The 24873-nt window shown below is 63.0% G+C and carries 23 protein-coding genes and 1 pseudogene; 4 read left to right on the top strand and 20 right to left on the bottom strand.

The features are described 5' to 3' along the window. Positions 1–13: 13 nt before the first annotated feature. From YH3_RS08615 to YH3_RS08595, 5 genes are all read right to left on the bottom strand, one after another. Entirely contained in the window at positions 14–664 is a 651-nt protein-coding gene (locus YH3_RS08615; protein WP_003944437.1) for a hypothetical protein, read from the bottom strand. Further along, on the bottom strand, positions 661–963 hold the full coding sequence (locus YH3_RS08610; RefSeq protein ID WP_042452216.1) for a hypothetical protein: 303 nt from the start codon (positions 961–963) through the stop codon (positions 661–663). The genes YH3_RS08615 and YH3_RS08610 overlap by 4 nt, the downstream gene beginning before the upstream one ends. Before the next feature lie 99 nt (positions 964–1062). Next, positions 1063–1893, bottom strand: a complete 831-nt coding sequence (locus YH3_RS08605; RefSeq protein ID WP_042924153.1) for a mycofactocin-coupled SDR family oxidoreductase — start codon at positions 1891–1893, stop codon at positions 1063–1065. Between the two features lie 4 nt (positions 1894–1897). Next, complete coding sequence (locus tag YH3_RS08600) at positions 1898–2695, bottom strand: mycofactocin-coupled SDR family oxidoreductase (RefSeq protein ID WP_064443259.1); 798 nt, start codon at positions 2693–2695, stop codon at positions 1898–1900. Continuing rightward, positions 2692–4317, bottom strand: coding sequence for an NAD(P)/FAD-dependent oxidoreductase (locus YH3_RS08595; protein WP_007726712.1), 1626 nt, complete (start codon positions 4315–4317; stop codon positions 2692–2694). The genes YH3_RS08600 and YH3_RS08595 overlap by 4 nt, the downstream gene beginning before the upstream one ends. A gap of 297 nt (positions 4318–4614) precedes the next feature. On the opposite strand from YH3_RS08595, the gene YH3_RS08590 reads away from it, so the two are divergent. Further along, entirely contained in the window at positions 4615–5055 is a 441-nt protein-coding gene (locus YH3_RS08590) for a hypothetical protein (RefSeq protein WP_047269511.1), read from the top strand. A gap of 7 nt (positions 5056–5062) precedes the next feature. On the opposite strand, the gene YH3_RS08585 is transcribed toward YH3_RS08590, so the two are convergent. Continuing rightward, entirely contained in the window at positions 5063–5722 is a 660-nt protein-coding gene (locus tag YH3_RS08585) for a response regulator transcription factor (RefSeq protein ID WP_007726710.1), read from the bottom strand. A 176-nt stretch (positions 5723–5898) separates the two neighbouring features. On the opposite strand from YH3_RS08585, the gene YH3_RS08580 reads away from it, so the two are divergent. Further along, complete coding sequence (locus YH3_RS08580) at positions 5899–6360, top strand: hypothetical protein (protein WP_003944388.1); 462 nt, start codon at positions 5899–5901, stop codon at positions 6358–6360. A 91-nt stretch (positions 6361–6451) separates the two neighbouring features. Here YH3_RS08580 and YH3_RS08575 read toward each other — a convergent pair whose 3' ends face one another. The 9 genes from YH3_RS08575 to dnaK form a co-directional block, all read right to left on the bottom strand. Then, positions 6452–7627, bottom strand: a complete 1176-nt coding sequence (locus tag YH3_RS08575; protein ID WP_042452220.1) for an NADH:flavin oxidoreductase — start codon at positions 7625–7627, stop codon at positions 6452–6454. 132 nt (positions 7628–7759) lie between these two features. After that, on the bottom strand, positions 7760–8479 hold the full coding sequence (locus YH3_RS08570) for an ABC transporter ATP-binding protein (protein WP_003944438.1): 720 nt from the start codon (positions 8477–8479) through the stop codon (positions 7760–7762). After that, a complete protein-coding gene (locus YH3_RS08565) occupies positions 8479–10329 on the bottom strand; it encodes an ATP-binding cassette domain-containing protein (RefSeq protein ID WP_003944379.1) in 1851 nt (616 codons plus the stop codon). The genes YH3_RS08570 and YH3_RS08565 overlap by 1 nt, the downstream gene beginning before the upstream one ends. Position 10330: 1 nt before the next feature. Next, the gene (locus YH3_RS08560; RefSeq protein ID WP_064443258.1) at positions 10331–11188 is read right to left on the bottom strand and encodes a branched-chain amino acid ABC transporter permease; all 858 of its coding nucleotides are present in this window, start codon (positions 11186–11188) and stop codon (positions 10331–10333) included. Then, a complete protein-coding gene (locus YH3_RS08555; RefSeq protein ID WP_007726702.1) occupies positions 11185–12399 on the bottom strand; it encodes an ABC transporter substrate-binding protein in 1215 nt (404 codons plus the stop codon). The genes YH3_RS08560 and YH3_RS08555 overlap by 4 nt, the downstream gene beginning before the upstream one ends. A 332-nt stretch (positions 12400–12731) precedes the next feature. After that, a complete protein-coding gene (locus tag YH3_RS08550; protein WP_003944355.1) occupies positions 12732–13142 on the bottom strand; it encodes a heat shock protein transcriptional repressor HspR in 411 nt (136 codons plus the stop codon). Further along, on the bottom strand, positions 13139–14311 hold the full coding sequence (gene dnaJ / locus YH3_RS08545) for a molecular chaperone DnaJ (protein WP_003944329.1): 1173 nt from the start codon (positions 14309–14311) through the stop codon (positions 13139–13141). Before dnaJ ends, YH3_RS08550 begins: the two co-directional genes overlap by 4 nt. Before the next feature lie 22 nt (positions 14312–14333). Continuing rightward, positions 14334–14930, bottom strand: coding sequence for a nucleotide exchange factor GrpE (gene grpE / locus YH3_RS08540; RefSeq protein ID WP_003944430.1), 597 nt, complete (start codon positions 14928–14930; stop codon positions 14334–14336). Next, positions 14927–16780, bottom strand: coding sequence for a molecular chaperone DnaK (gene dnaK / locus YH3_RS08535; protein ID WP_003944365.1), 1854 nt, complete (start codon positions 16778–16780; stop codon positions 14927–14929). Before dnaK ends, grpE begins: the two co-directional genes overlap by 4 nt. Positions 16781–17042: 262 nt before the next feature. Here dnaK and YH3_RS08530 point away from each other — a divergent pair, with 262 nt between their 5' ends. Together YH3_RS08530 and YH3_RS08525 are read left to right on the top strand one after the other, a co-directional pair. Beyond that, positions 17043–17618, top strand: coding sequence for a hypothetical protein (locus YH3_RS08530; RefSeq protein ID WP_064443257.1), 576 nt, complete (start codon positions 17043–17045; stop codon positions 17616–17618). Beyond that, a complete protein-coding gene (locus YH3_RS08525) occupies positions 17615–18619 on the top strand; it encodes a TIGR03617 family F420-dependent LLM class oxidoreductase (protein WP_042452226.1) in 1005 nt (334 codons plus the stop codon). Before YH3_RS08530 ends, YH3_RS08525 begins: the two co-directional genes overlap by 4 nt. A 19-nt stretch (positions 18620–18638) precedes the next feature. Here the strand turns inward: YH3_RS08525 and YH3_RS08520 are convergent, their stop codons facing one another. The 5 genes and pseudogenes from YH3_RS08520 to YH3_RS08500 all read right to left on the bottom strand — a co-directional run. Further along, positions 18639–19283, bottom strand: coding sequence for an FMN-dependent NADH-azoreductase (locus YH3_RS08520; RefSeq protein WP_007726694.1), 645 nt, complete (start codon positions 19281–19283; stop codon positions 18639–18641). Between the two features lie 23 nt (positions 19284–19306). Next, positions 19307–20890: an MFS transporter gene (locus YH3_RS08515; protein ID WP_007726692.1), complete on the bottom strand. Its 1584-nt coding sequence runs from the start codon at positions 20888–20890 to the stop codon at positions 19307–19309. Positions 20891–20994: 104 nt separating this feature from the next. Beyond that, entirely contained in the window at positions 20995–22479 is a 1485-nt protein-coding gene (locus tag YH3_RS08510) for a dynamin family protein (RefSeq protein WP_042452229.1), read from the bottom strand. Continuing rightward, entirely contained in the window at positions 22476–24344 is a 1869-nt protein-coding gene (locus tag YH3_RS08505) for a dynamin family protein (protein WP_007726689.1), read from the bottom strand. The genes YH3_RS08510 and YH3_RS08505 overlap by 4 nt, the downstream gene beginning before the upstream one ends. 123 nt (positions 24345–24467) lie before the next feature. Next, positions 24468–24873: pseudogene (locus tag YH3_RS08500) on the bottom strand (hypothetical protein); the annotation flags it as partial.

Genomic DNA, 24873 nt, shown 5'->3' with positions numbered 1-24873 from the left:
GCCTTTCGACTGACTAGCCACGCACGATTACGTGGCTGGTCAGTTGTGGTCGATCGTCACGCAGATGAATCCTCTGCGCCGGATGAAACCGGGATTCGTACCGGGACGCTATCGCCTCGGCCGTCCCGTAATAGCTCACATCGCGCGGACGTCCCTTCGCACGCCGCAAGGACTCGTCGAAGCTTGCTTCAACCCAGATTCGTAGGTCGAACTGATCTCGCATCAGTCCGCGAAAAAGCAGCACTCCCTCGACGATCACAATGGCGCGATCCGGGACTCGTGGCTTCGACACCACAGATTCGTCTGTCTCCGGATCAGTCGAGACGTAGGAAATTTCGGTAACTTCGGCCAACCGTAGCGGCACCATCACACGGCTACTCAGGTTCGAATAGTCGTACGCATCCTCGAGATACCCACGCACCGTGTCAGGATCTTTGTTCCGTACCGCTTTCGCAGTCGAGAACTCGTCCCCATGGATCATGATGAAGTCATGGCCCGACTTCGAGATACCGGCAGCCAACTCGTCCGCGATCGTCGATTTTCCGGAAGCCTCGATTCCCGAGATCCCGACAAAAGTGCGTCCGGCCCGATCTTCGTGGCAGCGCACGACGTGCTCGACTAGAGAACCCGAATCATCCGCGCCGAAGGTCTTCTGCCGATTCACACCCGAGCAGCCTTGACCTCGTCGAAGAACGCGATGACGGCTGCCTCGTTCTCCGGCGGAACAGTCAGCGATGCCCGTGGACCCGCTACCGCGATCGAGTCGTCGGCGAGCCTGTTCCCGATGGTGAGTTTCAGTCCCGACTTCGACGGTTTCGCCTTCACCGCAATGTGTTCGACATGCCAACGAGCCACTTCGCTCGTGCTCGCGGCGGTGCGGTCGAAGACCTCCACCGTGCGGTGGTCGAGGACCATCACGATGTTGATCCCGACGGTGACTTCCAGATAGCGCCGTTCCGCCACGGTGTACGCCTTTCGGTTAGGTGAAACCGACGCTACACACCGTGGCGGAACTCAGCGTGTCAAAACCTCAGCTGTTCAAGATTTCAGCTGTTCGAAACCTCAGCGGGACGAACTTCCTGCATCCACCGGCAGGGCGACCGACGTGATGTAGCGAGCCTCGTCGGAAGACAGGAACAGAGCAGCGTTCGCTACGTCCACCGGTTCGATCCACGGAATGGCGAGCATGTTCATCGTCATCGCTGCGGCAGCAAATTCTTCGCGCGTCGGGTTCTCGAGATCGGGGCGGAACTTGCCGCGCACCAACGGGTTTTGAATCATGAGGGTGTCGACGTTGGTGGGATGGACCGTATTGACGCGTACGTTGTGCGGAGCCAGTTCCTTTGCCAGCGAACGCATCAGACCAACGACTCCATGCTTGGCTGCGGTGTAGTGCGCGACTCCGACCAGCCCCCGAAGTCCGGCGATGGAGCTTGTGAGTGTCATCGATCCCCCGCCCCGCGCGATCAAGTGCGGAGCCGCGACGGTCGTGGTGTGCCACACGCCGGTCAGATTGACGTCCAGCATGGTCTGCCACATCGTTTCCGACATGGTCAGGGCCCCGTCGGAGGACGTGATACCAGCTGTAGCGCAGACGATGTCGAGACCACCGAGCATTCCGACGGCCGAGTCCACGGCACTGCGTAGTGCCTCGAGATCCCGAACGTCCACTACCGCAGATTCGACCTTTCGCCCCAGCGCCCGGATCTGCGCCACTGTCTCATCGAGATCGGCCTCCGTCGCGGGCGGCGTGACTGTGGTTTCCACCGAAGTGCACACGTCGACCGCGATGATGTCCGCGCCCTCTTCGGCAAAACGCACGGCCTGAGCCCGCCCGATTCCTCGTGCCGCACCCGTGATCAGCGCGATCTTGCCTTCCAATCGAGAAGTCATCAATTCACACTTTCTGGGTCAGGCCGGCGTCGACAACCAACTGACAGCCGGTCATGTAGCGGGACTCCGCGGATGCGAGGAACAGGACCGCATTACTGACGTCCACCGGATCGACCCAGGGAACGGGCAGCAAGTTGCGAGCGCTGAGCACTGCAGCAGCGTCTGCTTCGGTGGGATTCTCGATGTCCGGGCACAGGTTCGCGAACACTCGCTCGTTGATGATCATCGGGGTACGTACCGAACCCGGATGCACGGAGTTGACGCGGATACTCTGCGCCCCCAACTCGTTGGCCAGCGTTCTGGCCAGGCCCACCACGGCATGCTTGGCTGCGCTGTAATGACTTGCTCCGGCAATACCTTTGATTCCCGCTGTCGAGCTGACCAGAACGACGGATCCACCGTTGCCGAAGTGCGGAACGCAGGCCTTGACGGTGTGCCACGCCCCGGTCAGATTGACGTCCAGCGAGCGGTTCCACACTGCAGGATCGATGGTCCACGACGGTCCCGGCGTGTCGTAGACGCCCGCATTCGCGACCACGACGTCCAACCCGCCGAGTTCGGTAACGCACTCGGCCACGACGTCGGCCAGGCCGTCGAAGTCCCGAATATCCGCCACACCGGTCACCGCGATACCGCCTCGATCACGCACTGCCTGAGCGGTTTCCGCCAACCCCGATTGTGCCTGTTCGACATCCAACGCGATCACGGACGCGCCTTCCTCGGCGAGCCGCTCACAGTGTGAGCGTCCCATTCCTCCGGCAGCACCCGTCACGAGTACCCGCTTGCCCTCCAGCCGGCTCATGCGTGCACCGCGCTGTTCAGCTCGAAGCCTCGGTATCCCGCTGCTGCCACGTCTGCACAGATGTCGGAGTAGACACCGAAGCCTCCGATGAAGGGCATGAATATCCTCGGCTTTCCCGGGATGTTGGCTCCCATGTACCAGGAGTTCGCGGATGGGAACAATGTTGCCGACGCCCGGCGTGAGCACTCCTCGAGCCAGTTGTCCACGGCTTCGGCACTCGGCTCGATGGTGTCGATCCCCGCCGAATCGAGGTGGTTGATCGCGTCGGCGATCCAGTCGACGTGCTGTTCGGCAGCGAGAATCATGTTGGACAGCACACTCGGGCTACCCGGCCCGGTGACGATGAACAGGTTCGGGAAGCCGTGAACTCCCAAACCAAGATAGGTTCTCGGACCCGCATGCCAGTTCTCTCGCAAGGTCTCGCCGTTGCGGCCACGGATCTCGATGCGATCGAGTGCCCCGGTCATCGCATCGAAACCTGTGGCGAACACCAATGCGTCGAGTTCGTAGTGCGAGTCGGTCGTCTTGATCCCGGCCTCGTCGATTGCCTCGATCGGTGCGCTCTTGAGATCGACCAGGCTCACGTTGTCACGGTTGTAGCTCTGGTAGTAGTCGGTGTCCGTCACGATCCGCTTGGTCCCGATGGGGTGGTCGTTCGGGATCAGCAGGTCGGCGATGGCCTGATCTTCGACCACCGATCTGATCTTGGCCTCGGCAAATGCGGCCGCCGTCGCGTTGGCGTCGATGTTGCTGGTCTGGTCGGCGAAGGTTTTGGCGAACAGGACACCGCCGAGCTTCCACCGCTCCTCGTAGGCCGCGTTCCTCTCGGCCTCGGATACCTCGAGCGCGCTGCGAGGATCCGAAACGAACGGAGATCCACCGCCACTGCGCTTGGACAGCGCTCGACGCTCGGCGTAGTCGGCCTTGATCTCTGCGCGTCGTTTGTCATCGAGAGGCGTGTTTCCCGCCGGCACACTGTAATTCGCGGACCGCTGGAACACGAAGAGGTGATCGGCCTGCTCGGCGATCAACGGAACGGACTGGATGCCCGACGATCCGGTGCCGATCACTCCCACTCGCTTGCCGGTGAAATCGACGCCCTCGTGCGGCCAGAAGCCGGTGTGGAAGACCTCACCGCCGAAAGTCTCGCGACCTGCAATGTTCGGAACGTTCGCGGTCGAGAGGCTGCCCGTGGCGCACACCACGAACCGCGAGGTGACGTCATGACCACCGTCGGTGTGCACTCGCCACGTCGACGAGTCCTCGTCGAACTGTGCGCTCAGGACACGGGTATCGAAAGTGAACCCACTGCGTAGGTCGAAGCGATCGGCGACGTGATCGAGGTAGGACAGGATCTCCGGCTGCGCGGCGTACTTCTCGCTCCAGTCCCAATCCTGTTGCAACTCTTCGGAGAACGAGTAGGAGTAGTCGAAACTCTCGACATCGCAGCGTGCGCCCGGGTAGCGGTTGAAGTACCACGTGCCGCCCACTCCGGAGCCCGCCTCGAAGCCGTGGACACGCAGCCCCTGCTCGCGAAGTCGGTGCATGGCGTACATGCCGGCGACGCCGGCGCCGATGACTACGACGTCGAGTGGTGCGGTGGAGAAGTCAGGATCGGTCATGGTGGCCACGCTACGAGTGGGTTGAATGGTAGAGGAACAGGTTCTCCCGCTGGGTGGGCGGAGCCTCCACCCCATGACGCTGGGTGGGCGGAGCCTCCACCCCATGACGCTGGGTGGGCGAAGCCTCCACCCCATGACACTGGGTGGGCGGAGAGCGCTGTGTCCACCGATCGGGGGACAGCGATGTCGTCCAGCACTCGGACCCGTAGGTGGACAGACCCGAAGGGATTTCGGGGCCATAGTTGTCTCATCACAGAAACACACGGTCACCGAGACCGACAAATCGAGGAGAACATGATGAGCACCAACACAATTCGACCTGAAGCACTTTCCTTCTCCGGCCTCAGCATGGCAGCTCTGGTTGCCCGCTCCGCCGGTGCGAACACGGTGAAGTCGATGACCGACACATCCGTCACGACGGCGATGATCAGCAATTCGGGTCGCGGGGCCCTGTATCTGGTCGACGCATCCAACCCGAACGGCGACTGGGTCGTCCCGCCGGCGGACTACATCCTCCCCAACATGAACGTGAACGTTGTGGCCACGAGCAAGAACCAGAACGACTTCCCCATCGTGCTCACGTACCGCTCCGACGACGGTGGAGTGTTTGTCTTCAGTGCCACCAACTCGAAGACCAGGGCGGATGCCGGAGGTACGTACGCCCCCGACAGCCACGACGTCACGGTGACGATGACCTCGGGTTACCCGGCCATGAACGTCACGTACGTGCTTCGGTGACGCTTGCTCACTCCAACAATCCCTGCCGCATTGCAGCGGCGACGGCGGCGCCTCGATCGTTGACTCCGAGTTTCTCGTAGAGGCGCTGCACGTGGGTTTTGACGGTGGAGGGCGCAAGAAAGAGTTGTGAGGCAATGGCCGGGATGCTGGCGCCCTGCGCGATCAATCCGAGAACCTCACGTTCGCGGGCGCTGAGCGTCGGACCGGAGGGTTCACTACGACGCCGAACCTCTCCTACCAATCCGGCGGCGATACTGGGCGGCAACACATCTCGTCCCGCAGCACAGTCGAGCACGGCGCTCACGATCTCGGCGCGAGTGGATTCCTTCGGCAGGAATCCGGCAGCACCGGCTTGCAGGGCCTGGTACACGACAGACGATTCGTCGTGAGCGCTGAGCAGAAGCACACGCGTCGGAAGCTCGTCTCGAACGACTGCGGCGGCGACCTGAGTTCCATCCAGGTGCGGCATCCGGAAGTCGAGCAGCGCGACCTGCGGGCGTAGTTCGCGGATCATTGCGAGCGCTGCTGCGCCGTCGTCGGCCTCGCCCAGGACGTCGATGCTGTCACTGCCGGTCAGAGCCCGAACCACGCCCTCACGGAACAGTGGGTGGTCGTCGCCGACCACCACGGAAACCTTGCCGGCCAGCGGCTTCGTGCCTTCGCGCATTGCTCACTTTCTCACGCCCGTACCAGCAATGCGAGCACTTACGCCTCCCCCGATCGGGGGACAAGAGATTCAACCCCGCCACGGCCCCGTCGGCGGACATACAGCAGCACTCCTTCGCGACAAGATTGATTCATCGCCGAGAACGGCAACCACACACCATCCCAGGAGCAGACATCATGCGTACCAACACCACTCGCTTCGTAGCAGTCACCGCAATCGCCCTCGCTGTCGGCGGAACCGCACTGGGAACCGCAGCGATCGCCAACGCCGGCACCATGCCCACCGACGGCCCGACGGTTGCCATGACCATCACCAACAACACCGACAACCCGATGCTGCTGGACAGCGCGTCCAACCCCTACGGACAGTGGATCAACGGCCCCCGCTCCTACCTGGCCCCGCACACCACCGAAATCGTCACCGCCTACAGCAGCGATCCCCGCGGTATCGGTGTCGACGTCACCTACAACGTCGCCGACGGCGTCCAGACGGTCATGGCTGCCAACAACTACGCCGGCAACCCCACCCTCGACGGAACTCGCATCATCGGCGACCCGACGCACGTCATCCTCACCGACTACATGGCCACCGGCTACCCCACGATGAACGCCTCCTACGACGTCTTCACGCAGAACTGAACCAAGCGTTGATGCGACCACGAACTTGATCCGCTACGGCCCACGACCCGGTATCCGCATGGATGTCGGGACGTGGTGTGCGCTGACCAGATCAGACGCGTTCGACCAACACGCAGCGAGCGCCACTGAAGATCGTGGGCATGCACTTGTTGCAGTGGATGCACAGTGATTGGGTATCGGATTCGGCCGCGATCCGATTGATCAGATCCGGTTCTCTGAGCAGCGCCCGTGCCATGGCGACGAACTCGAACCCTTCCGCCATTGCGGTATCCATGCCCGCTTTGTCCGTGACACCTCCGAGCAGCACGAGCGGCAACTTCACCGCAGCACGAATCTGCCGAGCCTCTTCCAGCATGAACAACGGCTTGTACGGATAGGTATGCAACATGCTCTTCCCCACCAACTGCACACCGAGTCGAACAGGTTGCGGCATCGCGGCGGCGAACTCGCGGATCGGCGCATCGCCCTTGAACAGGTACATCGGGTTGAGCAGTGAACTGCCCATCGTCAACTCGAGCGCGTCGACGCTTCCGGATGCTTCGAGCCACTGCGCCACCTGGATTGCTTCGTCCACCCAGAATCCGCCTGGCACACCGTCGTCCATGTTCAGCTTGGCCAAGATCGCGATCTTGTCACCGACGGCATCGCGCACACTGCGTGCAGTTTCGAGTACGACGCGAGCCCGGTTCTCCAGCGATCCGCCGTAGGAGTCCTTACGACGGTTGAGTTTCGGGCTCAGGAACGAGCTCGCGAAATAGTTGTGACCGAAGTGGATCTCGACGGCGTCGAATCCTGCCTCGACGGCAAGTCGCGCAGCGCTCCCGTGCGCCGCCGCAATTCTGGTGATGTCCGCTGTCGTGGCAGTGCGAATCATCCTCATGCTCAACGGATTGAACGAACTCGACGGTGCCAGCGCGGGCAGTCCGGTCGACTTCTGATTCGCCACGGGACCGGCATGGCCGAGCTGCGCCGACGCAGCAGCACCTTCGGCGTGAATGGCATCGGTGAGCCGCCGAAGCCCGGGGAGGGCATCGGGCCGCATCCAGAGCTGGCCGTATTCGGTGCGCCCTTCCGGTGCGACGGCGCAATACGCGACGGTGGACATCCCGACTCCGCCGGCGGCTGGGCGACGATGGAACTCGATCAGCTCGTCGGTGACCAGGGCGTCGGGAGTTTTGCCTTCGAATGTCGCGGACTTGATGATTCGATTTCGAAGGGTCACCGGGCCGAGCTTCGCCGGGGCGAGCACGTCGGGAGCAGTGGTCATCGAGTTTGCCTCTCGCGGGAGTTGTTTGCAGGACGGTAGATCGATGGCCCCGAGCCGGCTAGGGCCCGTGCCACGGAGCGGGAAACGGCTTCAGCCCGGCCGAGGTGGCCGGGCTGAAGCCGTCATTGCCGTTCAGACGCGTCCGAAATACGCATCCTTGAGCACTGCCAGGTCGTCGATGTCCTTGGCGTCGGCGTCGAGAACCACCTTGCCGATGTCGAGGACCGTCACATGATCGGCGACGCTCATCGCGGCCTCGACTGCCTGCTCGACCAGTAGAACAGCCAGGCCGGTTTCCTTGAGTTGTTGGACGCGGTCCATCACCTCACCGACGATCACGGGAGCGAGACCGCCCGAAGGTTCGTCGAGAAGGAGCAACCTAGGCTGCGCCATCAGCGCTGCGCCGATCGCGAGCATCTGCTGCTGACCGCCCGACATGGAACCGGCGGGAAGCGAACGCTTCTCCCCCAGGATCGGGAACATCTCGTACATCGATTCGACGGATTCCATAAGCTCGCCACGCTTTGCCTTGCGGGTGTACCCGCCCAGCAGGAGGTTCTGCTCGACGGTCTGCTTGTGGAAGACCCGCTTGCCCTCCTGCACGTACGCCATCCCCTGTCGTACCCGTTTGTGCGCGGGGACTCCGGTGATGTCGGCGCCGTCCATCTCGACGGTTCCGGAGGCCACCTTGTTGAGGCCGGACAGGGCACGGAGCGTGCTCGTCTTGCCTGCGCCGTTGCGTCCGAGCAGGGCGGTCACCTGACCGGGATAGACGTCGAACGAGACATCCCAGACGACGCGCAGATCGCCGTACCCGGTCTGCAAGTTTCGGACCTTCAGAATCGGTTCCATCACTTCACCTCACTGGTCTGATGGTCTACCGCGCCGATTTCTTCGAGAAGTGCTTCTTCGTCACCGGACTTGACTCCGAGGTACTCGCTCAAGACGCGTGGGTGATGTTCGATGGTTGCCGCATCGCCGGTGGCGATCACCTGCCCTTGCGCCAGCACGACTATCTCGTCGGCCAGCGAGAGGACGAGGCGGAAGTTGTGCTCCACCAACACCACTGTCGCCCCGGCATCTCGCAGTACCCGGATCAGATCTGCCAGGCGTTCGAGTTCGTCCTCGTCGAGTCCGGATGCCACCTCGTCGAAGAGGACGACCCTCGGTTCGGCGATGACGGCGCGAGCAACCTCGAGCATGCGACGCATCCCCAGGGGCAGCGACGTCGCGATCTCGTTGCGCAAGTGCGACATCCCCACGAGTTCGAGGACACGCTCGGCCTCGACGATGTCGGCCTTCGCGATCCTGCGGAAGCTGGGCAGGCGAAGCACAGCCGACGCCATCGACGCTCGGTGCACCGAATAACGTCCGGATGCAACAGCTTCCAGAACCGTGATGTTTTCCGGAATCGTCGGAGTTTGGAACGTGCGCGCCACACCCACGCGCGCCACCTTGTGCGGCGACGACTGCGAGACCACCGTGTCACCGATCGTGATCACGCCCGCATCTGCGGTGTAGAAGCCGCAGATCATGTTGAGCATGGTCGTCTTACCCGAACCGTTGGGCCCGATCAACGCGGTGACCTTACCGGCCTCTGCGGTCAGGGTTGCCGCATTGAGCGCCTGGTTGCCACCGAACGCTTTGGACACTCCGTCGACCACCAACCGTGCTCCGTTGATCGGCGCCAGTTCCGGTGTCCCACCGCTGTTTTCCTTTGCGGTGACTACGCCCAGGCCGGCCTTGCGATCGAGTTTCGAGACGATCGCTCGCCCGACCTTGGTCAAACCCCCGGAGAGAAGCACACCGCCGATGATCAGGAAGCCGCCGTAGAAGATCAGCGAATACTCCTGGAACGCCGTCGACTGGTTGGGACCGAGCTGCATGATCGCGGCACCGACCACGGCGCCGTACACACTTGCCGCACCGCCGAGGATCGACGCCGCCAGAACTGCTGTGGCAAAGGTGAACCCGAAGGCTTCCGGCGAGATGAACAGGTCGGTGTTGGCGAACAGCGCACCCGCCAGACCGGCGGGGAACGCACCGATGGCATAACCGAGCAGCTTCATCCGGAACACCGATACACCCTGCGACGACGCCAGAACCGGCGACTGCTTGAGCGTGCGGAACGCGATGCCGTGCCGCGAGACCACCAGGTTACGCATCACCGCGAACCAGAGCACGGTCACGACGACGACCACCATGTAGTACTGCTGGGTGTCGAGTTCGGAACCGAAGAACGTCGGCGGCTCCATACCGGTGAGGCCGTTTCGGCCGCCGGTCTTGCCACCGAAGATCGCCAGTACGTCAGGTACCAGCAGAACCAGGAAGAACGACGTCATCGCCAGGGACCAGTTGCCCAGGCGCAGACCAGGAACACCGGTCAGGATTCCGACCGCCAGTGCCACTGCTCCGGAGGCAGCAAGCTGAAGCAGAATGTCGGTGTGACCTGCCTGGGACATCAGACCCGCGGTGTAGGCACCGGCCGCGTACATCGCTGCCTGGCCGAGTGCCAGTTCACCGGCAAAGCCGAGGCTCAAGTTCAGGCCACTGACCACAAGTGCCAGGATGCAGGCCAATTGAATCTGACGTGATGTCGACAGGTCGAGTCCCATCACGGGCAGCAGCAGGATCACCACGGCCAGGACGAGTGGGATGATCCAGCTCGGTAGGGAACGGAAAGTCCGCCACGCACTTACCATCTCACACCACCCGTTCTCGGACATTGCCGAACAGTCCAGCCGGTTTGACCATCAAGATGACGATCAGCACCGTGAAGACGGCGATATTGCTGTACTGACTTCCCGCCCACAGGGCGGTGAACGATTCCACCAGGCCGACGGTCAGACCGCCGATCAAAGCGCCAGGCAGAGAGCCGAACCCGCCGATCGCCAACGCCACGAATCCCTTGAGGGCCAACGCTGCACCCAACGTCGCAACTGCAAACGTCTTGGGGCCGACGAAGAGTCCGAGGACACCGGCCAAGGCACCCGAGAAGGCAAACGCTCCCAGTGCCAACCGTCGTACGTTGACTCCTCGCAGCATCGCCGCTTCACGATCCTCGGAGATGCCGATCAGAGCCAGACCCGTCATCGTTTTCTTCGAGACGTAACTCAACCCGACGACCAGTGCGATCGCCGCAACCAGCAGAGCGATCTCGACCGGGTAGGTACGGCCGCCGAGCAGGGTGATCGGTTCGTTCGATCCGAAGAACGGAACCGTGAGAGGTTCACTACCCCAGATCAATTGAGTGGCGCCGTTGAGCAGAGTTGCGACACCCAACGTCGTGACCAACTGGTTCTGGTGATCGGCCACCGGTCTGATCGCGACGATCTCCTCGACCGAGGCGAGGAGCATCACGGTCACGGTAGCCATGACGGCCACCACGAGAACGGGGAGTTTCAGGGTCACCAGACCCGTGTAGGCGATAAAGGTGCCCACCATCACCAGCTGAGCTTGAGCGAAGTTGAATGTGTTGGAGGAAACGAAAACGATGTTGTACCCGATGGCAACCAGCACGTAGACCGCGCCGAGCGCCAACCCGGACCACAGAATGGTCATGACGCAGCCGGGTTTCCGAACTGACCGTTGAGGATCTTCGTCGGACTGATGAACTTCAGCTCGCTGGTGTCCGGGTTCGGGCCGTGGTTGTCGGAGCTGAAGTTGTAGCGCGAGAGGAATGCGGTCTTGGCATTCTCCTGGACCTCAGTGGTTTCCAGTGCTTCGGCGAGCTTCTTCGGATCGGTCGAACTGCCGACCTTCTCCGCTGCCGCCGCGACGAGGGGGAAAGCGTCGTAGTTGTCCGCGAGGATCAGCGTCGACGGGATGGAGCCCAGCGAAGCCATCGTGTCCACCATCGTGTTGACGAGTGCGTTGTTCGGATCGAACACCGTGCTGCTGAACACCTGCGTCACCAGGTTCTTCACCTGCGGGGTGCCGAGCACACCGGCCGGCGGATCATTCGCGATCAGGTTGGTGGCAGACACCGAGGTGTTTCCGACCAGCGGCACGTCCCAGCCGAGTCGCTCGAGGCTTTGCAACACGTATCCAAGAGGAGCGCCGTACGCATCCAAGGCGATTGCCGCGGCACCCGAATTCTTGAGCGACTGCAACTGCGCCGTCATGTCCAAAGCGGCGGCGTCGTACTCCTCGTTACCGGCGGCCTTCAGACCTGCGGATTGCAAAGCACTGGTCATTTCTTCGCCGAACAGCTCACCGTAAGCGGTGCTGCCGTGCAAGACTCCGACGCTGCTGTAACCCTTGGACTTCGCGTACTCGGAAATTCCGCGAGCGGTATCGGTCGCACCCGGAGCCAGATCGAAGTTGAGCGGGAACTTCGAGGGGTCCGTCGAATCGGGCGAGGGAGCCATGCTCATCGAGAGAATGTTGTTCTGCTTGAGGATCGGCAGAACCGCAGCCGCGATCGACGACGGACCCGAGTTCAGGTAGAGGTCAGGCTTGTTCCCCGAATTGATGGCTTCGCGCAGCTTGGTGACGGCGATGGTTGCGTCACCCGCGTCGTCCACCGTAGTGAGCTCGATCTGACGGCCACCGATCCCCCCGGCTTCGTTCTGGACCTGAACGCCCGCCTTGGTGGCGAGCAGCGAGGTCTGCGAATTAGCCGCGAGGACTCCCTGTGCACTGATCCCGCCGGTCAGCAGCACACGGTAGGGCGAGTCCGCACCTCCGTCGGACTCCGAAGAACCACTGCACCCTGCAAGAGCCAGAGCCGTCACGGCAACTGCCGCAACAAGAATGGGCCGACGATTCATGTCTGCACTCCTAGAACACATGTATGCACCGAACGTCAGGCGAATACCTGACGAAAGAATGATCGGCCGGTGGACGTGCCTGATTTCGAGCACCAGCCAACCAAGCACCCGCTTGATGATCTAGCAAGCAGTTGCTTGGGATGGAGCATAGAATGTGATCTGGATAACGTCAAACGCTGAAAAGTGGAGTCATGGAAGCGGACGCTATGCACATTGAGGCGGCGTCGACAGATCTCTTCCCGCTGGGTGGAAACGCCGAAACGGCTCCACGCCCTGGCGGATTCGACGAAATGAATCCGACAGGGCGTGGAGCCGTTTGTGTAAAGGTCCGACTATCGCTGGTTGCGGGGCTTCCAGACCACCAACGCGTTGTTGCGCGGAATCGGCACGAGATCCCGGCGATAGCCCGCATGGACTTTCGCGATCTCCTCGGCCAATTCGCGGACGCGATGCTGCAGAGCCTCGACCTGGTTGGTCAGTTCGATGATTCGTTTGATTCCGGCAAGGTTGACTCCCTCGTCCTGCGAAAGCCGTTGTACTTCACGAAGAAGCGCAACATCGCGCGGGGAGTAGCGTCGTCCGCCACCGGTGGTTCGATGCGGGGTGACCAACCCGAGTCGGTCGTAGTTACGCAATGTCTGCGCGTGCATTCCGGCCAACTCGGCTGCCACCGAGATCACGAAGATCTGAGCGTCAGGATCGACCGTCGCATCCCATTGATTCTGCGGTCGCTCTGTCATCATGCACCGGCCCACCCGGCCCGTGGATCGAACCCGCTCGCCTTCTCGGCTTCGAGATAGGTTTTCAGCGCTTCGATCGCCGGGTCGTCCAACTTCTGCGGAACGGATACCTTGACCGTGACCAGAAGGTCACCGGCACCGTCCGGCCGCTTGGGGATACCGCGTCCGCGAACTCGCAGAATGCGTCCGTCCACCGTTCCAGCCGGAACCTTCACTCCGACACGGCCTTCCAAAGTCGGCACGGACAGTGTCGTTCCCAGCACCAGCTCGCCGTAGCTCACCGGAACCGTCAGTGTCAGGTCGTCGCCGTTGCGTCCGAAGACACTGTCCGGCTTGACGCGGATGTTGACGAACAGGTCGCCGGCCGGAGCGCCGCGGAGTCCCGCTTCGCCCTTGCCCTTGAGTCTGATCTTCTGACCGTCGCTCACACCGGCAGGCACGCGAACCGTGATGGTCCGTGTGCGATTGGTGACTCCGCTACCGTGGCAGTCTTCACACGGCGAGTCGATGATCGAGCCGGTTCCCCGGCAATCGTCACACGGCTCACTGAATCCGAAGGCGCCCTGGTTCCGGCTGACCACGCCGGTTCCGTTGCAATGTGGGCACACTCGCGGGCTGGTGCCTGGCTTTGCGCCGCTGCCGTGACACGTGGTGCACGACGTAGGGCTGGTCAGACGAAGAGGGACGGTGACACCGAGCGCTGCTTCACGAAAGGCGAGCGTCGTCTCGGTCTCGAGATCCTTGCCTCGACGCGGGCGGTTGGGCGCAGCTGTTCGCTGGCCCGCTCCCCCGCGGTTGAACAATCCGCCGAAGATGTCTCCGAGACCCGAGTCCTGCCCACCGGCCCCGCCGCCGAACAGGTCGTTGATGTCGAAACCACCAGCGCCGGGGTTGAATCCGCCGCCGCCCTGCGCGCGGGGGCCGAAGCCGCCGCTGGCAAAGAGGCGCCGAGCCTCGTCGTACTCCTTGCGCTTGTCCGGATCAGACAGAACGGCATGAGCTTCACTGACGGACTTGAAACGCTCTTCGGCCTTCGCATCGTCAGGGTTGGCGTCGGGATGAAGATCCCGAGCCAGCTTGCGATACGCCTTCTTGATTTCGTCGGCCGTCGCGGTGGACGAGACGCCCAGCTCCTTGTAGAAGTCCTTCTCGATCCACTCCCGTTGACTCACTGGGCGTCTCCTCCTCTCACTCTTACTTCGCTTCTTGTTCTGAACCGTCTGCAGGCTTGTCGCCTACCCGGTCCGTCACGGCCACCATTGCGGTCCGAAGGACCCGGTCGCCGAGCTTGTATCCCTTGCGCATGACCGTCCCGAGTACGGGGTCGTGGCCTTCGCCTTCATGTTGCACCGCTTCGTGGAGTGCGGGATCGAAATCGTCACCCTCGCTGCCGAAGTCGGTCAAACCCAGACCCGTCAGGGTCGTGTTGAGTTTGTCTGCGAGTGCACGCAGTGGACCCGATTCGAGGTCACCGTGTGCCCGAGCGCGATCCAGGTCGTCGAGAATTCCGATGAGCTCGGTGATGACCGAAGCCCGCGCGGTTTCCTTGATGACCTGCTTGTCACGCTCGACGCGACGACGGTAGTTGGTGAACTCCGCCTGAAGTCGCTGCAGATCCGCAGTCCGTTCGGCGAGCTGATCGGTGGCGGATGCTTCCTCCACGATCGACTCTGCTTCCTGAACTACCCCTGTGTCTTCCGAGTCGAGCGGCGGCAGGGATTCCCCCGCCGCCTCTCCCTGTGCACCGGTCTCGGGGTCGACCGGGTTGTTCTCGGGGTTGTCCGAGGTCACTTCTTGTCCGAGTCGGTGGGCTCGTCGACAACCTCGGCGTCGACGACGTCGTCGTCATTGCCTGCGCCGTCGGTGTTTCCGGCCTCGTTTGCAGCGGAAGCCTCGTAGATGGCCTGGCCCAGAGCCTGCGACTCGGTGCCCAGCTTCTCCACTGCGGTCTTCACTGCAGCGATGTCGGTGCCTGCCAGGGCGTCGTTGACGTCCTTGACCGCTGCCTCGACCTTGGTCAGGATCTCCTCGGAGACCTTGCCCGCGTTCTCACCTTCACGCTGCTCCTTGACGAACTTCTCCGTCTGGTGGACCAGCGACTCGGCCTGGTTGCGAACCTCTGCCTCTTCGCGACGGGCCTTGTCTTCCTCGGCGTGAGCCTCGGCGTCCTTGACCATGCGCTCGATCTCTTCCTTGGACAGACCGGAGCCGTCCTGGATCTTGATCGTGTTTTCCTTGCCGGTGCCCTTGTCCTTCGCCGTCACGTGCACGATGCCGTTGGCGTCGATGTCGAAGGTGACCTCGATCTGCGGAACGCCACGCGGGGCGGGCGGCAGATCGGTGAGCTCGAAGGAGCCGAGCAGCTTGTTGTGCGAAGCGATTTCGCGCTCACCCTGGAAGACCTGGATCTGCACCGAAGGCTGGTTGTCGTCAGCGGTGGTGAAGGTCTCGGAACGCTTCGTGGGGATCGTGGTGTTGCGCTCGATGAGCTTGGTCATCACGCCACCCTTGGTTTCGATGCCGAGGGAAAGCGGCGTGACGTCGAGGAGCAGAACGTCCTTGACCTCACCCTTGAGCACACCGGCCTGGAGTGCGGCGCCGACGGCGACGACCTCGTCCGGGTTGACGCCCTTGTTGGGCTCACGGCCACCGGTCAGTTCACGAACCAGATCGGAGACGGCCGGCATACGGGTGGAGCCACCGACGAGCACGACATGGTCGATGTCCTTGACGGCGATTCCACTGTCCTTGATCACTGCCTGGAACGGCGCACGAGTGCGATCGAGCAGGTCCGAGGTGATCTTCTGGAACTCGCTGCGGGTGAGCTGCTCGTCCAGGAAGAGCGGGTTCTTGTCCGCGTCGACCGTGATGTACGGGAGGTTGATGGAGGTGCTCTGCGAGCTGGAGAGCTCGATCTTCGCCTTCTCCGCAGCCTCACGCAGACGCTGCAGGGCCATCTTGTCCTTGGTCAGATCGATGCCGTTCTGAGCCTTGAACTTGTCGACCAGCCAAGCGACGACGCGCTCGTCCCAGTCGTCGCCACCGAGGTGGTTGTCACCGGAGGTTGCGCGAACCTCGACGACACCGTCGCCGATTTCGAGCAGGGAGACGTCGAAGGTGCCGCCACCGAGGTCGAAGACCAGAATGGTCTGCTCGGTGTCACCCTTGTCGAGTCCGTATGCCAGTGCAGCCGCGGTGGGCTCGTTGACGATACGAAGGACGTTGAGGCCGGCGATCTGGCCGGCTTCCTTGGTTGCCTGACGCTGTGCGTCCTCGAAGTACGCGGGGACGGTGATGACGGCGTCGGTGATGTCTTCGCCGAGGTAAGCCTCCGCGTCACGCTTGAGCTTCATGAGCGTGCGGGCGCTGATTTCCTGCGGCGTGTACTTCTTGCCGTCGATTTCCACGTTCCAGTCAGTGCCGATGTGGCGCTTGACGGAGCGGAGGGTGCGGTCGACGTTCGTGACTGCCTGGTTCTTCGCGGGCTGACCGACGAGAACCTCGCCGTTCTTGGCAAATGCGACCACCGAGGGGGTGGTACGTGAGCCTTCGGCGTTGGCGACCACTACGGGCTCGCCGCCCTCCAGCACTGCAACTACCGAGTTGGTCGTACCGAGATCGATACCGACTGCACGAGCCATAGTGTTCCTACCTTTCGTTCTGCGGTTCTCTGCCCGAGTGGTTGATCTCGAACATGACCGCGAGTTTTTCGCTTGGTGAGCGTCCTCCGCTCAAGTTTGCCTCCGACCGTGGCCGGGAGTCAACTTGAAGTTGAGCCGAGGGCGCTCAAGCTTGTCGAAATGGTCAACTACAGCCCACGTAGATTTGTTCCCGCCTTCCCCGAAAAGCCGGAAAAGTGCGCCACATCACTTCCGTATCTCTCCGAATGGCTACGATCGGCCGGTGACCGATCCCGACAATTCTCCCGCGCGACCTCCTCGCCCGTCACCTCCACGCCCGGCACCCGAGCGACCCGACGTCTCGGTTCGGCCGCTCCGACCTGCAGCGAGCGACGAGACACCCAAAGCCGTGACATTGTCCACCTCTGCCTGGATCGGCTCGTTCGTCGTCCTGGCCGGAATCGCCGGAGTGGTAGTCACCAGCCTCGACGACGTCCGGTCGGCTCTCGAAGAATCGACTGCGCGCGACAATCCCGGATACTCGTCCACCGACATCTCCGATGCCGTGACCGTCGTACTCGCCGGCAGCGGCGGCGGCGCTCTCGTCCTGGTCCTGCTCGCACTCATGAGCCTTCAACTCCTCCGCGCACGCAAGAACGCCGGGCGGGTGATGACGGCGATCGTGGGAGTCGTGAGCATCGCGGCCGGACTCGGCTTCATGTCTCTGGTCGACGGCGCAGCAGACATCGGCGCCGGAGTTCTGAGATGGGGTCCGATTCTCTACTGCGCCCTGGTCGCGGTGGCGGCGATCGCTCCGTTCGCTCCCGGTGTCAGCGCCTGGCTGCGGGGACGCCGATGAAGGTTCACGTACAACTGGACTCCGCGCCGGGCGCGGGCGCTGCTCGTAGCCGTGAACTCGCGGAGACCGGCGCCGGTGGCCTGTTCACGTTCGAGGGACCACACGACGTGTTCTTCCCGCTCGTCGAAGCAGCATCGGCCGTCGACCTCGACCTGATGACCAACGTCGCCATCGCATTCCCCCGCAGTCCCATGCATCTGGCGCATTCGGCCAACGACCTGCAGTTGCTCAGTCGCGGCCACTTTCGACTGGGTCTCGGATCGCAGATCAAACCGCACATCGAAAAACGCTACAGCGCAACGTGGTCGCGTCCGGCGGCCCGCATGAAGGAGACGGTCGCAGCGGTCAAGGCGATCTTCACTGCGTGGGAGAACACCTCGACGCTGAACTTCCGCGGCGAGTTCTTCACCCACACGTTGATGCCTCCGACGTTCGATCCCGGCCCCAACCCCTATGGGCCGCCGCCCATCCTGATGGGTGCGCTCGGACCGGTGATGACCAGGACGGCTGCCGAGGTGGCCGACGGACTACTGGTCATGCCGTTCCACACGCAACGTCATTTCCTCGAACGAACACTTCCGGCCGTCGATGCCGGTCTTCGCGAATCCGGCCGCACCCGAGACGAATTCACGATCATCCCGCAGGTCATCGTCGGCGTCGGCCGCGGCGACGATCAACTTGCCGCGGCCGCCAGAGGCGTCCGAGCCCTGCTCTCGTTCTACGGTTCGACGCCCGCATACCGTCCGGTGCTCGACGTCGAAGGGTGGGGCGAGGTCCAACCGGAACTCAATGCCCTGTCGAAGCGAGGTGGCTACACCGAGATGGCGTCGCTGATCACCGATCCGATGCTGACCACACTCGCCGTCGTCGGCACTCCCGAAGAGTGCGCCACCGAGATTCGGCGGCGGTTCGGCGAACATGCCGACGAAGTGTGCTGCTATTTCCCCGGTTACGACGTAGAACCGTCAGACGTGGCGTCGATGATCTCGTCTCTCACCTGAACCCGGTCGAACTTCTTGATCAGGCCCCCAAGGTACGGGCCAGCTCGGTCAACGACTCCCGGGCAGCACGCAGGCTCGCGTCACCCTGCTCGATCAGAGGTGCCATCGCCGGAATACGTTGCGCCAAAGTCAGTTCCGCGGTGATGACGGAGACATCCATTCCCATCGACACCCCGAGCACCTGAACGAGTGGCGGGACGGTGTGATCGTTGGCCTCGTTTCCCGAGCCCGGCGCATAGGTGTTTCCGCGGCTGGAGACGATCACCACCGGCTTACCTGCCAGAGGCTGAGTACGCGTGTCGAAAGGGACCGTAGTCCCCAGGACGTGTACGTAGTCGATCCACGCCTTCAACGTGGACGGGATCGACCAGTTGTACATCGGCGCACCGATCACGACGACGTCTGCAGCGGTAAGTTGCTCGATGACCCGAGCCTGGAGTGCTTCCGCGGCGGGATCCGGAATCTCGCCCTCGACTCGCAAGCGTGGTGCATAGTGCAGGGCCGCGTCCGCGAGGTGCGGCAAGGGATCCCGGTGCAGGTCCAACGTCACCGTCGTGTGATCCGGACTGTTCTTCGACCACTGCTGAGCGAACAGTGCGGTCAGATCACGTGAGGTCGAGTGGTGGAGTTCGGCGGACGAATCGATGTGAAGTAGCTGTGGCATCCCTCATCACTACCAGAGCGCGCTCAACTCTTCTCCGCGGCTAGATCGGATTCCGCCGCGTACTGCGCCAGCAGGACTCGTTCGCGCTCGCGACGCGGATAGAAGAACGTCACCACCGCGGCACCGGCACACACGATGATGATCGCCGCGATGTAGGCGTTTGTATCCCCGTCCAGGAAGGCGTTTTTGGCGGCGGTCATGATTTGGTCCGCGTATTGCGGGTAGCGTTCCGCGAGAACTTCGGCGCTGGAGAAGGATTTGGTGAGCGCGGCCTGAGTTTCGGGAGTCACTTCGGATGCGTTCGGCGAGGACGAGATCGCATTTCCCAACGATTTTGCGTACCCGGCCGTGAGTATTCCGCCGAGAATCGACTGCATGATGGCGCCGCCCAGGTCGCGTTGCAGGTCCGAGGTTCCCGACGCCATACCAGCGCGGTGCACGGGAACGGATCCGGTCAGCGAACGCGATGCCGGTGTGCCGGCCAGACCGACGCCGATGCCGACAAGCGCATAGGCCAGCGCGACCTGCCAATACTGTGTGCTTTCGTTCCACAGGAACAGCGCGACGAACAACCCGAGAACCACGAACAGGTAGCCGGCGAGCAGCGTGACGCGGGCGCCGTACCTTTCGATCATGGTCGCCGAGCGCGGCGCGACGATCACCATCGCCAGCGCAGCCGGAATGATCGCCGCACCGGCTGCCAGCGTCGAGTACCCGAGGACGTTCTGCAGGAACTGCTGGCCGATGAACATCGCGCCCATGAGCGAACCGAACACGACCAACCCACCCACCGCCGCGACCCAGAACGTCGGGCGCGCAGCTACGTGAAGATCGAACAGCGGATTGGCCGCGCGTCGCTGTTGCAGGAAGAACCCGATACCCGCGACAACTGCTATCGCCCCGAGCACCAGAGCCAACGTGCCCGAACCCTTCACCGGCGCAAAGTTGATGGACAACACCAGCGCCCCGATGAAGACGATCGACACTATGCCGCCGAGGTGATCGACTCGCTCGGTCGTCTCGTTGACGTGAGCGGGAACCAACACCAGGGAACAGATCAGTGCCACAAGGGCCAAGGGAAGGGTGACGAAGAAGACCGAACCCCAGTGAAACTGCTCGAGCAGCGCCCCCGAGACGATCGGACCGAGTGCTGAAATCGCGCCACCGATTGCCGACCACATGGCAATCGCCTTGGTTCGTGCCGGTCCGGCCCACAACGCCGTGATGATTGCCAGCGTGGTCGGGAACGCCAGACCTGCCGAGACGCCTCCGACTATCCGAGCGAGGAACAGCACTTCGAAGTTCCCGGCGAATCCCGCCACGATCGACGCCGGAATGGACAGCGCCATGCCGGTGACCAGCAACATCTTGCGGCCGTATCGGTCTCCCAAGGCCCCCAGGTAGAGCACCGTTCCGGCCAGGCCCAGCGAGTAGCCGACCGCGATCAGGTTCAGTTGCGTCTGACTGGCGTCGAAAGCCCGCCCGATATCGGGCAAAGCGACATTCGCGACCGAGAGATTGAGGTTCGCGACCGCAGCGACCAGGATGAGCGTCCCCAGGACGAGGGTGGCTCGATCCGGTGAAGCGGACTTGATGTCACTCGCCATGCGCGTGCTCCCATCGAGGTGGGACCCGAACCTGGGAGTTATGTCCGGATCATCCCGAACTCAAGATAGAACCCTCGTCCGGCGCTCGCATAGTGAACGGGTCCCTATTCGGGCACAATTTCAGCCAGGACGCCCTCGGCGCTGCGGGCGGCGACCAGGCAGGCGCGCGAGGTGAACCTGTCGAAGAGCGGATGTCTGGACAACTCGCGCCATCTGCGGACAGCCGCCGTGGCCCGCGCACGCTGCACCTCCGGCGATTCTTCCGGTTCGCAGCCCAACCGGTCACTTGCCCGGATTCCGTAGCCGCCGATCAGTCTTTGCAGTTGTGCCAGGTCGTCGGGTGGCAGATCCGTGTGTACCGAACGAAGACGCCCGAGCAGGCGAAGTTCGTGAAAGCCGTGAACATCGGCAAGCAACCGTTGCGCCTCCGCCGCGATCTGATCGCCTTCCTCGCTCGGATCGGCTTCGAGGATTCTTCCCAGCGTCACCAGCGCCGTGTGCGATTTGAGCTGATCTGCCCGCTGCCCGAATTGAACGTCGATCACCTGACGCAGTTCGTCCAGGCCGCTGCGCTCCAACAATTCGGCCGCCAGGGACGGTGAATCAGTGGCCCCCAACTTGATCGACGTCACGGCGAGGCGAATTCCGAAGAGCCCGAACCGATCGGCCAATTGCGCCCGCATGGCCGCATCGACCGGCAGCGGACTGTCCTGCCTGGCAAAGCGATCCGCGGAGAGGAGCGCAAGGCTCAGATCCTCGGCCGGAACCTGCGCGAGCGCCGAGAAGGCCGCGAACTCGCTCTGCCTCATCGTCCGAGCAGCGAGCGCGAGCAGACCTGCCACCGGAACCACCGACTGGCACAGGCCGGTTCGCTCCAACTCCTCGGCAAATCGCGCCGCGACGTCCTTCGCCGAAGACAACGCGTCGAGCCTGCCTGCGCCGACCTCATCGGCACGCGAGAGAACTCCGATCACTCCGAGTGGCCCGGATTCTCCGCCCACGTGATCCGCGATCTTCCCGAGGAACTGCATGTCACTGGCGTTGAGAGCCCGCAGGAGGTAGACCACTGCATCCGCGCCCGGTGCCTCACCGTCGGGAACGAGCATGTCCCAGGTGCGGGCCGAGACCTCGGTCGAGAGCGACGAAGTGCCCGGTGTGTCGATGATCGTCGTACGAGCCAATGCCGAAGACGGCCAGTCGACGTCGATGCGGTCCACCGAGTCTGCGGTGTACTCGCCCAGATCGAACGTGAGCCTGCCGTCGCGGCGCGTCACCGGCACGTTGAACTCGGCACCGTTCTCGGCCGTCGCGGTCACCTGCGGCGTCGTCCCGTTCCGATACCAGGTGACGACGCGTGTGCATTCCGTCGCGTCGGTAGGCGCTATATCCTGTCCGACAAGCGAATTGAGCAGCGTCGACTTACCCGCTTTGAGGGAGCCGGCGAGCGCCACCCGGAGTGGCTCGTCGAGCCTGGCCGCACATTCTTCCAACTGGGCGCGCGTCTGCGGCTGATCGGCGTAGGCACGTCTGGCGTGGTCGATCAGGGCGTGTGCCGACTCCACTGCGGTCACGGTGGTCGTGGCATTCATGCGTTGGTCACCTTTGCCGAGGCAGGAGCGGGAGTTTCGCCGATCAGCGTTCCGGCAACGGCGTCGAGCTCCGCGACGACGCGCATGTCGGTCTCCAGACGCTTGATCCGAGCGGCATGCTCACTCGACTCCAACTGCGCGGCTTCCTGAGTGGCGCGGAGGGATTCGTTGATCGAGCGCAACGCCTGCTCGGCGATGTCGGTGAAGTGATCACGCAACAGCCGCTGCACCAGGCGTAGGCGATCCTTCGACTCCTTGCCCACCTGGAAGCTGACGTCGTCGGCAAACCGTCGGATAGCCGCTTTCGCCTCAGCGCGACGCTTGAGCACCTGAGCCTGCTTGTCTTCACGATAAGCCTTGGTGCCCAGCAGAACCCCGGCGCCGATGGAGATCGGGTTGACCAGAGCCATGCCCATCATCGTGGTGATCAAGCCGAACATGAGCACGCCGCCGTACGAGCCGCGCATGCCGACCAGGACTTTCTGAGTGATGCCGATTCGGCCGGATTCGAGGTCCGCCAATGCACCGACCGGTTCCAGGAAACCGTCGGTGTCGGCGACGTCGAGATGCGGGAGCGCGACGTCACCGGTCTCCGCAAAGTGCTGCGCCACAACTTCTGCCAGCCACTGTGCGCGATCATGCGCCCACACGAAGTTGTCACCGATCGCGGTGGCGATCTCCTGTTCGAGCCACTCCCCCACGACGTCCCAGTCCTTACCGGGATCGCCTTCGTCGACCGTCTCCTCGGCCTGGCGGGTCACCCGGCGCAACCGGTCCCGGAGGTCGTGATCGATGTCGGCGGCGAGGTCTGCGATGCCGTCACCGAGGCTCTGCTGCCACAGTGAGGTCTTCTTGTGCAGTTCCTCGGCCGCTGCCCGGGCACGCTGCAGTCCCGCGACCGCTGCCTGAGCGGTCGACGGATCCTTCAGCGCCGCAAGCTCACTGCCCATCTCCAACGTCAGATGCGCTGCCGCAGAACGCACATCCATCGCAACTGCGCGTCGAGTATTCGATTCGGCACGCGCAACGACGTTGTCCCGCAAGAACTGATAGAGGTCCAAAAATCCGGATTCCGCTTCGAGTTCCTTGTCCCCCAGCCTCAGCGCGTGCGAGCGCAGTACCGAGGAGATCGGAATGAGCGGCAGATCCAACCCGGCACGCTGGAGATGTCCGCGATCGGCGTCGAGGATCTGCCGCCAATGCGGGTACAGATCGGTCTTGCTGATCAGCCCGGCTACCGCAGGACACAGATTGACGACCTGGCGGATGAATCCCAGCTCCGGTTCGGTGAACTCCTGGCTGGAGTCCGACAGAACCAACACTGCATCGGCCGCAGTGATCAATCCCAATGTTCCTGCAGCATGAGGATTTCCATGACCGCCGACACCAGGGGTGTCGATCAGAACCAAACCGTCGGCCAACAGCGGACTGGGAACACCCACTTCCACACGCAGAACCTCACGCCCTTCGGCGCGAGGCGTGGCCGGGGTGATCCCCATCAGTTCCTCGAGCGGGAGGGGCACCCGAATGGGCGCCGCACCCGGATCGGCGAGAATCAGTTCGGCGACCGCGGTCTCCGCGTACTGGACTACCGTCGCCACGGCCGTGGTCTCGTCGTCACCGACCGAGCACACGTCGATGCCGAGCAGAGAATTGACGAACTGGCTCTTGCCCTGCTTGAGGGGTCCGACCACCACGATGCGAATACGCGGGTCGTTGACTCTCACCTGAGCGTTCTCGAGTCGGCGCACCAGATCCGTGCGCCCGAAATCCTTCGCCACGACGGCTGTTCGTTCGAGCAACGACGCCGTCGACGACGCGACGCGCGCCTTCCGGCTGCTTACCTGACTCGCTGAATCACTCATGAGCTACGTTGACCCGCAATTCTTCCCGACTCGAATATCCGGCCCTGCGAACGCATAGCGCACGCAGGGCCGGATTTGTTACATCAGGTCATTTTGACCGATTTCAGTTCCTGCGTCAGCAGATCAGGGATGCAGGTGATCGACAACCGCAACCGGGTCGATGTGATCGACCGGCGCTGCAACCGAATCCTCGGCGAAGAGCGAGTGTTCGGTATCGGCGCTCAGACCCGAAGTGGAACCCGAACCGAAAGCATCGGTCGCATCGATCGACGACCACGGGTTCAGCGCACCGGTCAACGAACTCGTCAGGTCGGACACTCCGCTCACTGCTCCACCGAGGGATCCGCCCAGGTCAGCGACTCCGCCGCCGCCAACGGTACCGCCGCCGTCGACTGTGCCACCGGCAGCTGCGGCTGCGTCGGCACCGATCGAACCCGTCACGTCGGTGACTGCTCCGACAGCCCCGCCGAGCGATCCACCGAGATCGGTGACGCCGTTCAGTGCGCCGCCGAGCGACCCACCCAAACCA

The sequence above is a fragment of the Rhodococcus sp. YH3-3 genome, from assembly GCF_001653035.1.
Lineage (GTDB): Bacteria > Actinomycetota > Actinomycetes > Mycobacteriales > Mycobacteriaceae > Rhodococcus_F > Rhodococcus_F qingshengii.
Note: the sequence above shows the minus strand (reverse complement) of the source record. Positions and strands in the feature narration are given on the sequence as shown.

Coding starts and splice junctions, on each gene's coding strand:
- YH3_RS08550 (WP_003944355.1), bottom strand. CDS start 13,142: ATGATGACAGAGCGACCGCAGAATCAATGGGATGCGACGGTCGATCCT.
- YH3_RS08595 (WP_007726712.1), bottom strand. CDS start 4,317: ATGACCGATCCTGACTTCTCCACCGCACCACTCGACGTCGTAGTCATC.
- YH3_RS08515 (WP_007726692.1), bottom strand. CDS start 20,890: ATGGCGAGTGACATCAAGTCCGCTTCACCGGATCGAGCCACCCTCGTC.
- YH3_RS08600 (WP_064443259.1), bottom strand. CDS start 2,695: ATGAGCCGGCTGGAGGGCAAGCGGGTACTCGTGACGGGTGCTGCCGGA.
- YH3_RS08565 (WP_003944379.1), bottom strand. CDS start 10,329: ATGGTAAGTGCGTGGCGGACTTTCCGTTCCCTACCGAGCTGGATCATC.
- YH3_RS08505 (WP_007726689.1), bottom strand. CDS start 24,344: ATGAGTGATTCAGCGAGTCAGGTAAGCAGCCGGAAGGCGCGCGTCGCG.
- YH3_RS08585 (WP_007726710.1), bottom strand. CDS start 5,722: ATGCGCGAAGGCACGAAGCCGCTGGCCGGCAAGGTTTCCGTGGTGGTC.
- YH3_RS08520 (WP_007726694.1), bottom strand. CDS start 19,283: ATGCCACAGCTACTTCACATCGATTCGTCCGCCGAACTCCACCACTCG.
- YH3_RS08570 (WP_003944438.1), bottom strand. CDS start 8,479: ATGGAACCGATTCTGAAGGTCCGAAACTTGCAGACCGGGTACGGCGAT.
- YH3_RS08525 (WP_042452226.1), top strand. CDS start 17,615: ATGAAGGTTCACGTACAACTGGACTCCGCGCCGGGCGCGGGCGCTGCT.
- YH3_RS08605 (WP_042924153.1), bottom strand. CDS start 1,893: ATGACTTCTCGATTGGAAGGCAAGATCGCGCTGATCACGGGTGCGGCA.
- YH3_RS08575 (WP_042452220.1), bottom strand. CDS start 7,627: ATGACCACTGCTCCCGACGTGCTCGCCCCGGCGAAGCTCGGCCCGGTG.
- YH3_RS08555 (WP_007726702.1), bottom strand. CDS start 12,399: ATGAATCGTCGGCCCATTCTTGTTGCGGCAGTTGCCGTGACGGCTCTG.
- dnaK (WP_003944365.1), bottom strand. CDS start 16,780: ATGGCTCGTGCAGTCGGTATCGATCTCGGTACGACCAACTCGGTAGTT.
- YH3_RS08590 (WP_047269511.1), top strand. CDS start 4,615: ATGAGCACCAACACAATTCGACCTGAAGCACTTTCCTTCTCCGGCCTC.
- YH3_RS08510 (WP_042452229.1), bottom strand. CDS start 22,479: ATGAATGCCACGACCACCGTGACCGCAGTGGAGTCGGCACACGCCCTG.
- YH3_RS08560 (WP_064443258.1), bottom strand. CDS start 11,188: ATGACCATTCTGTGGTCCGGGTTGGCGCTCGGCGCGGTCTACGTGCTG.
- YH3_RS08580 (WP_003944388.1), top strand. CDS start 5,899: ATGCGTACCAACACCACTCGCTTCGTAGCAGTCACCGCAATCGCCCTC.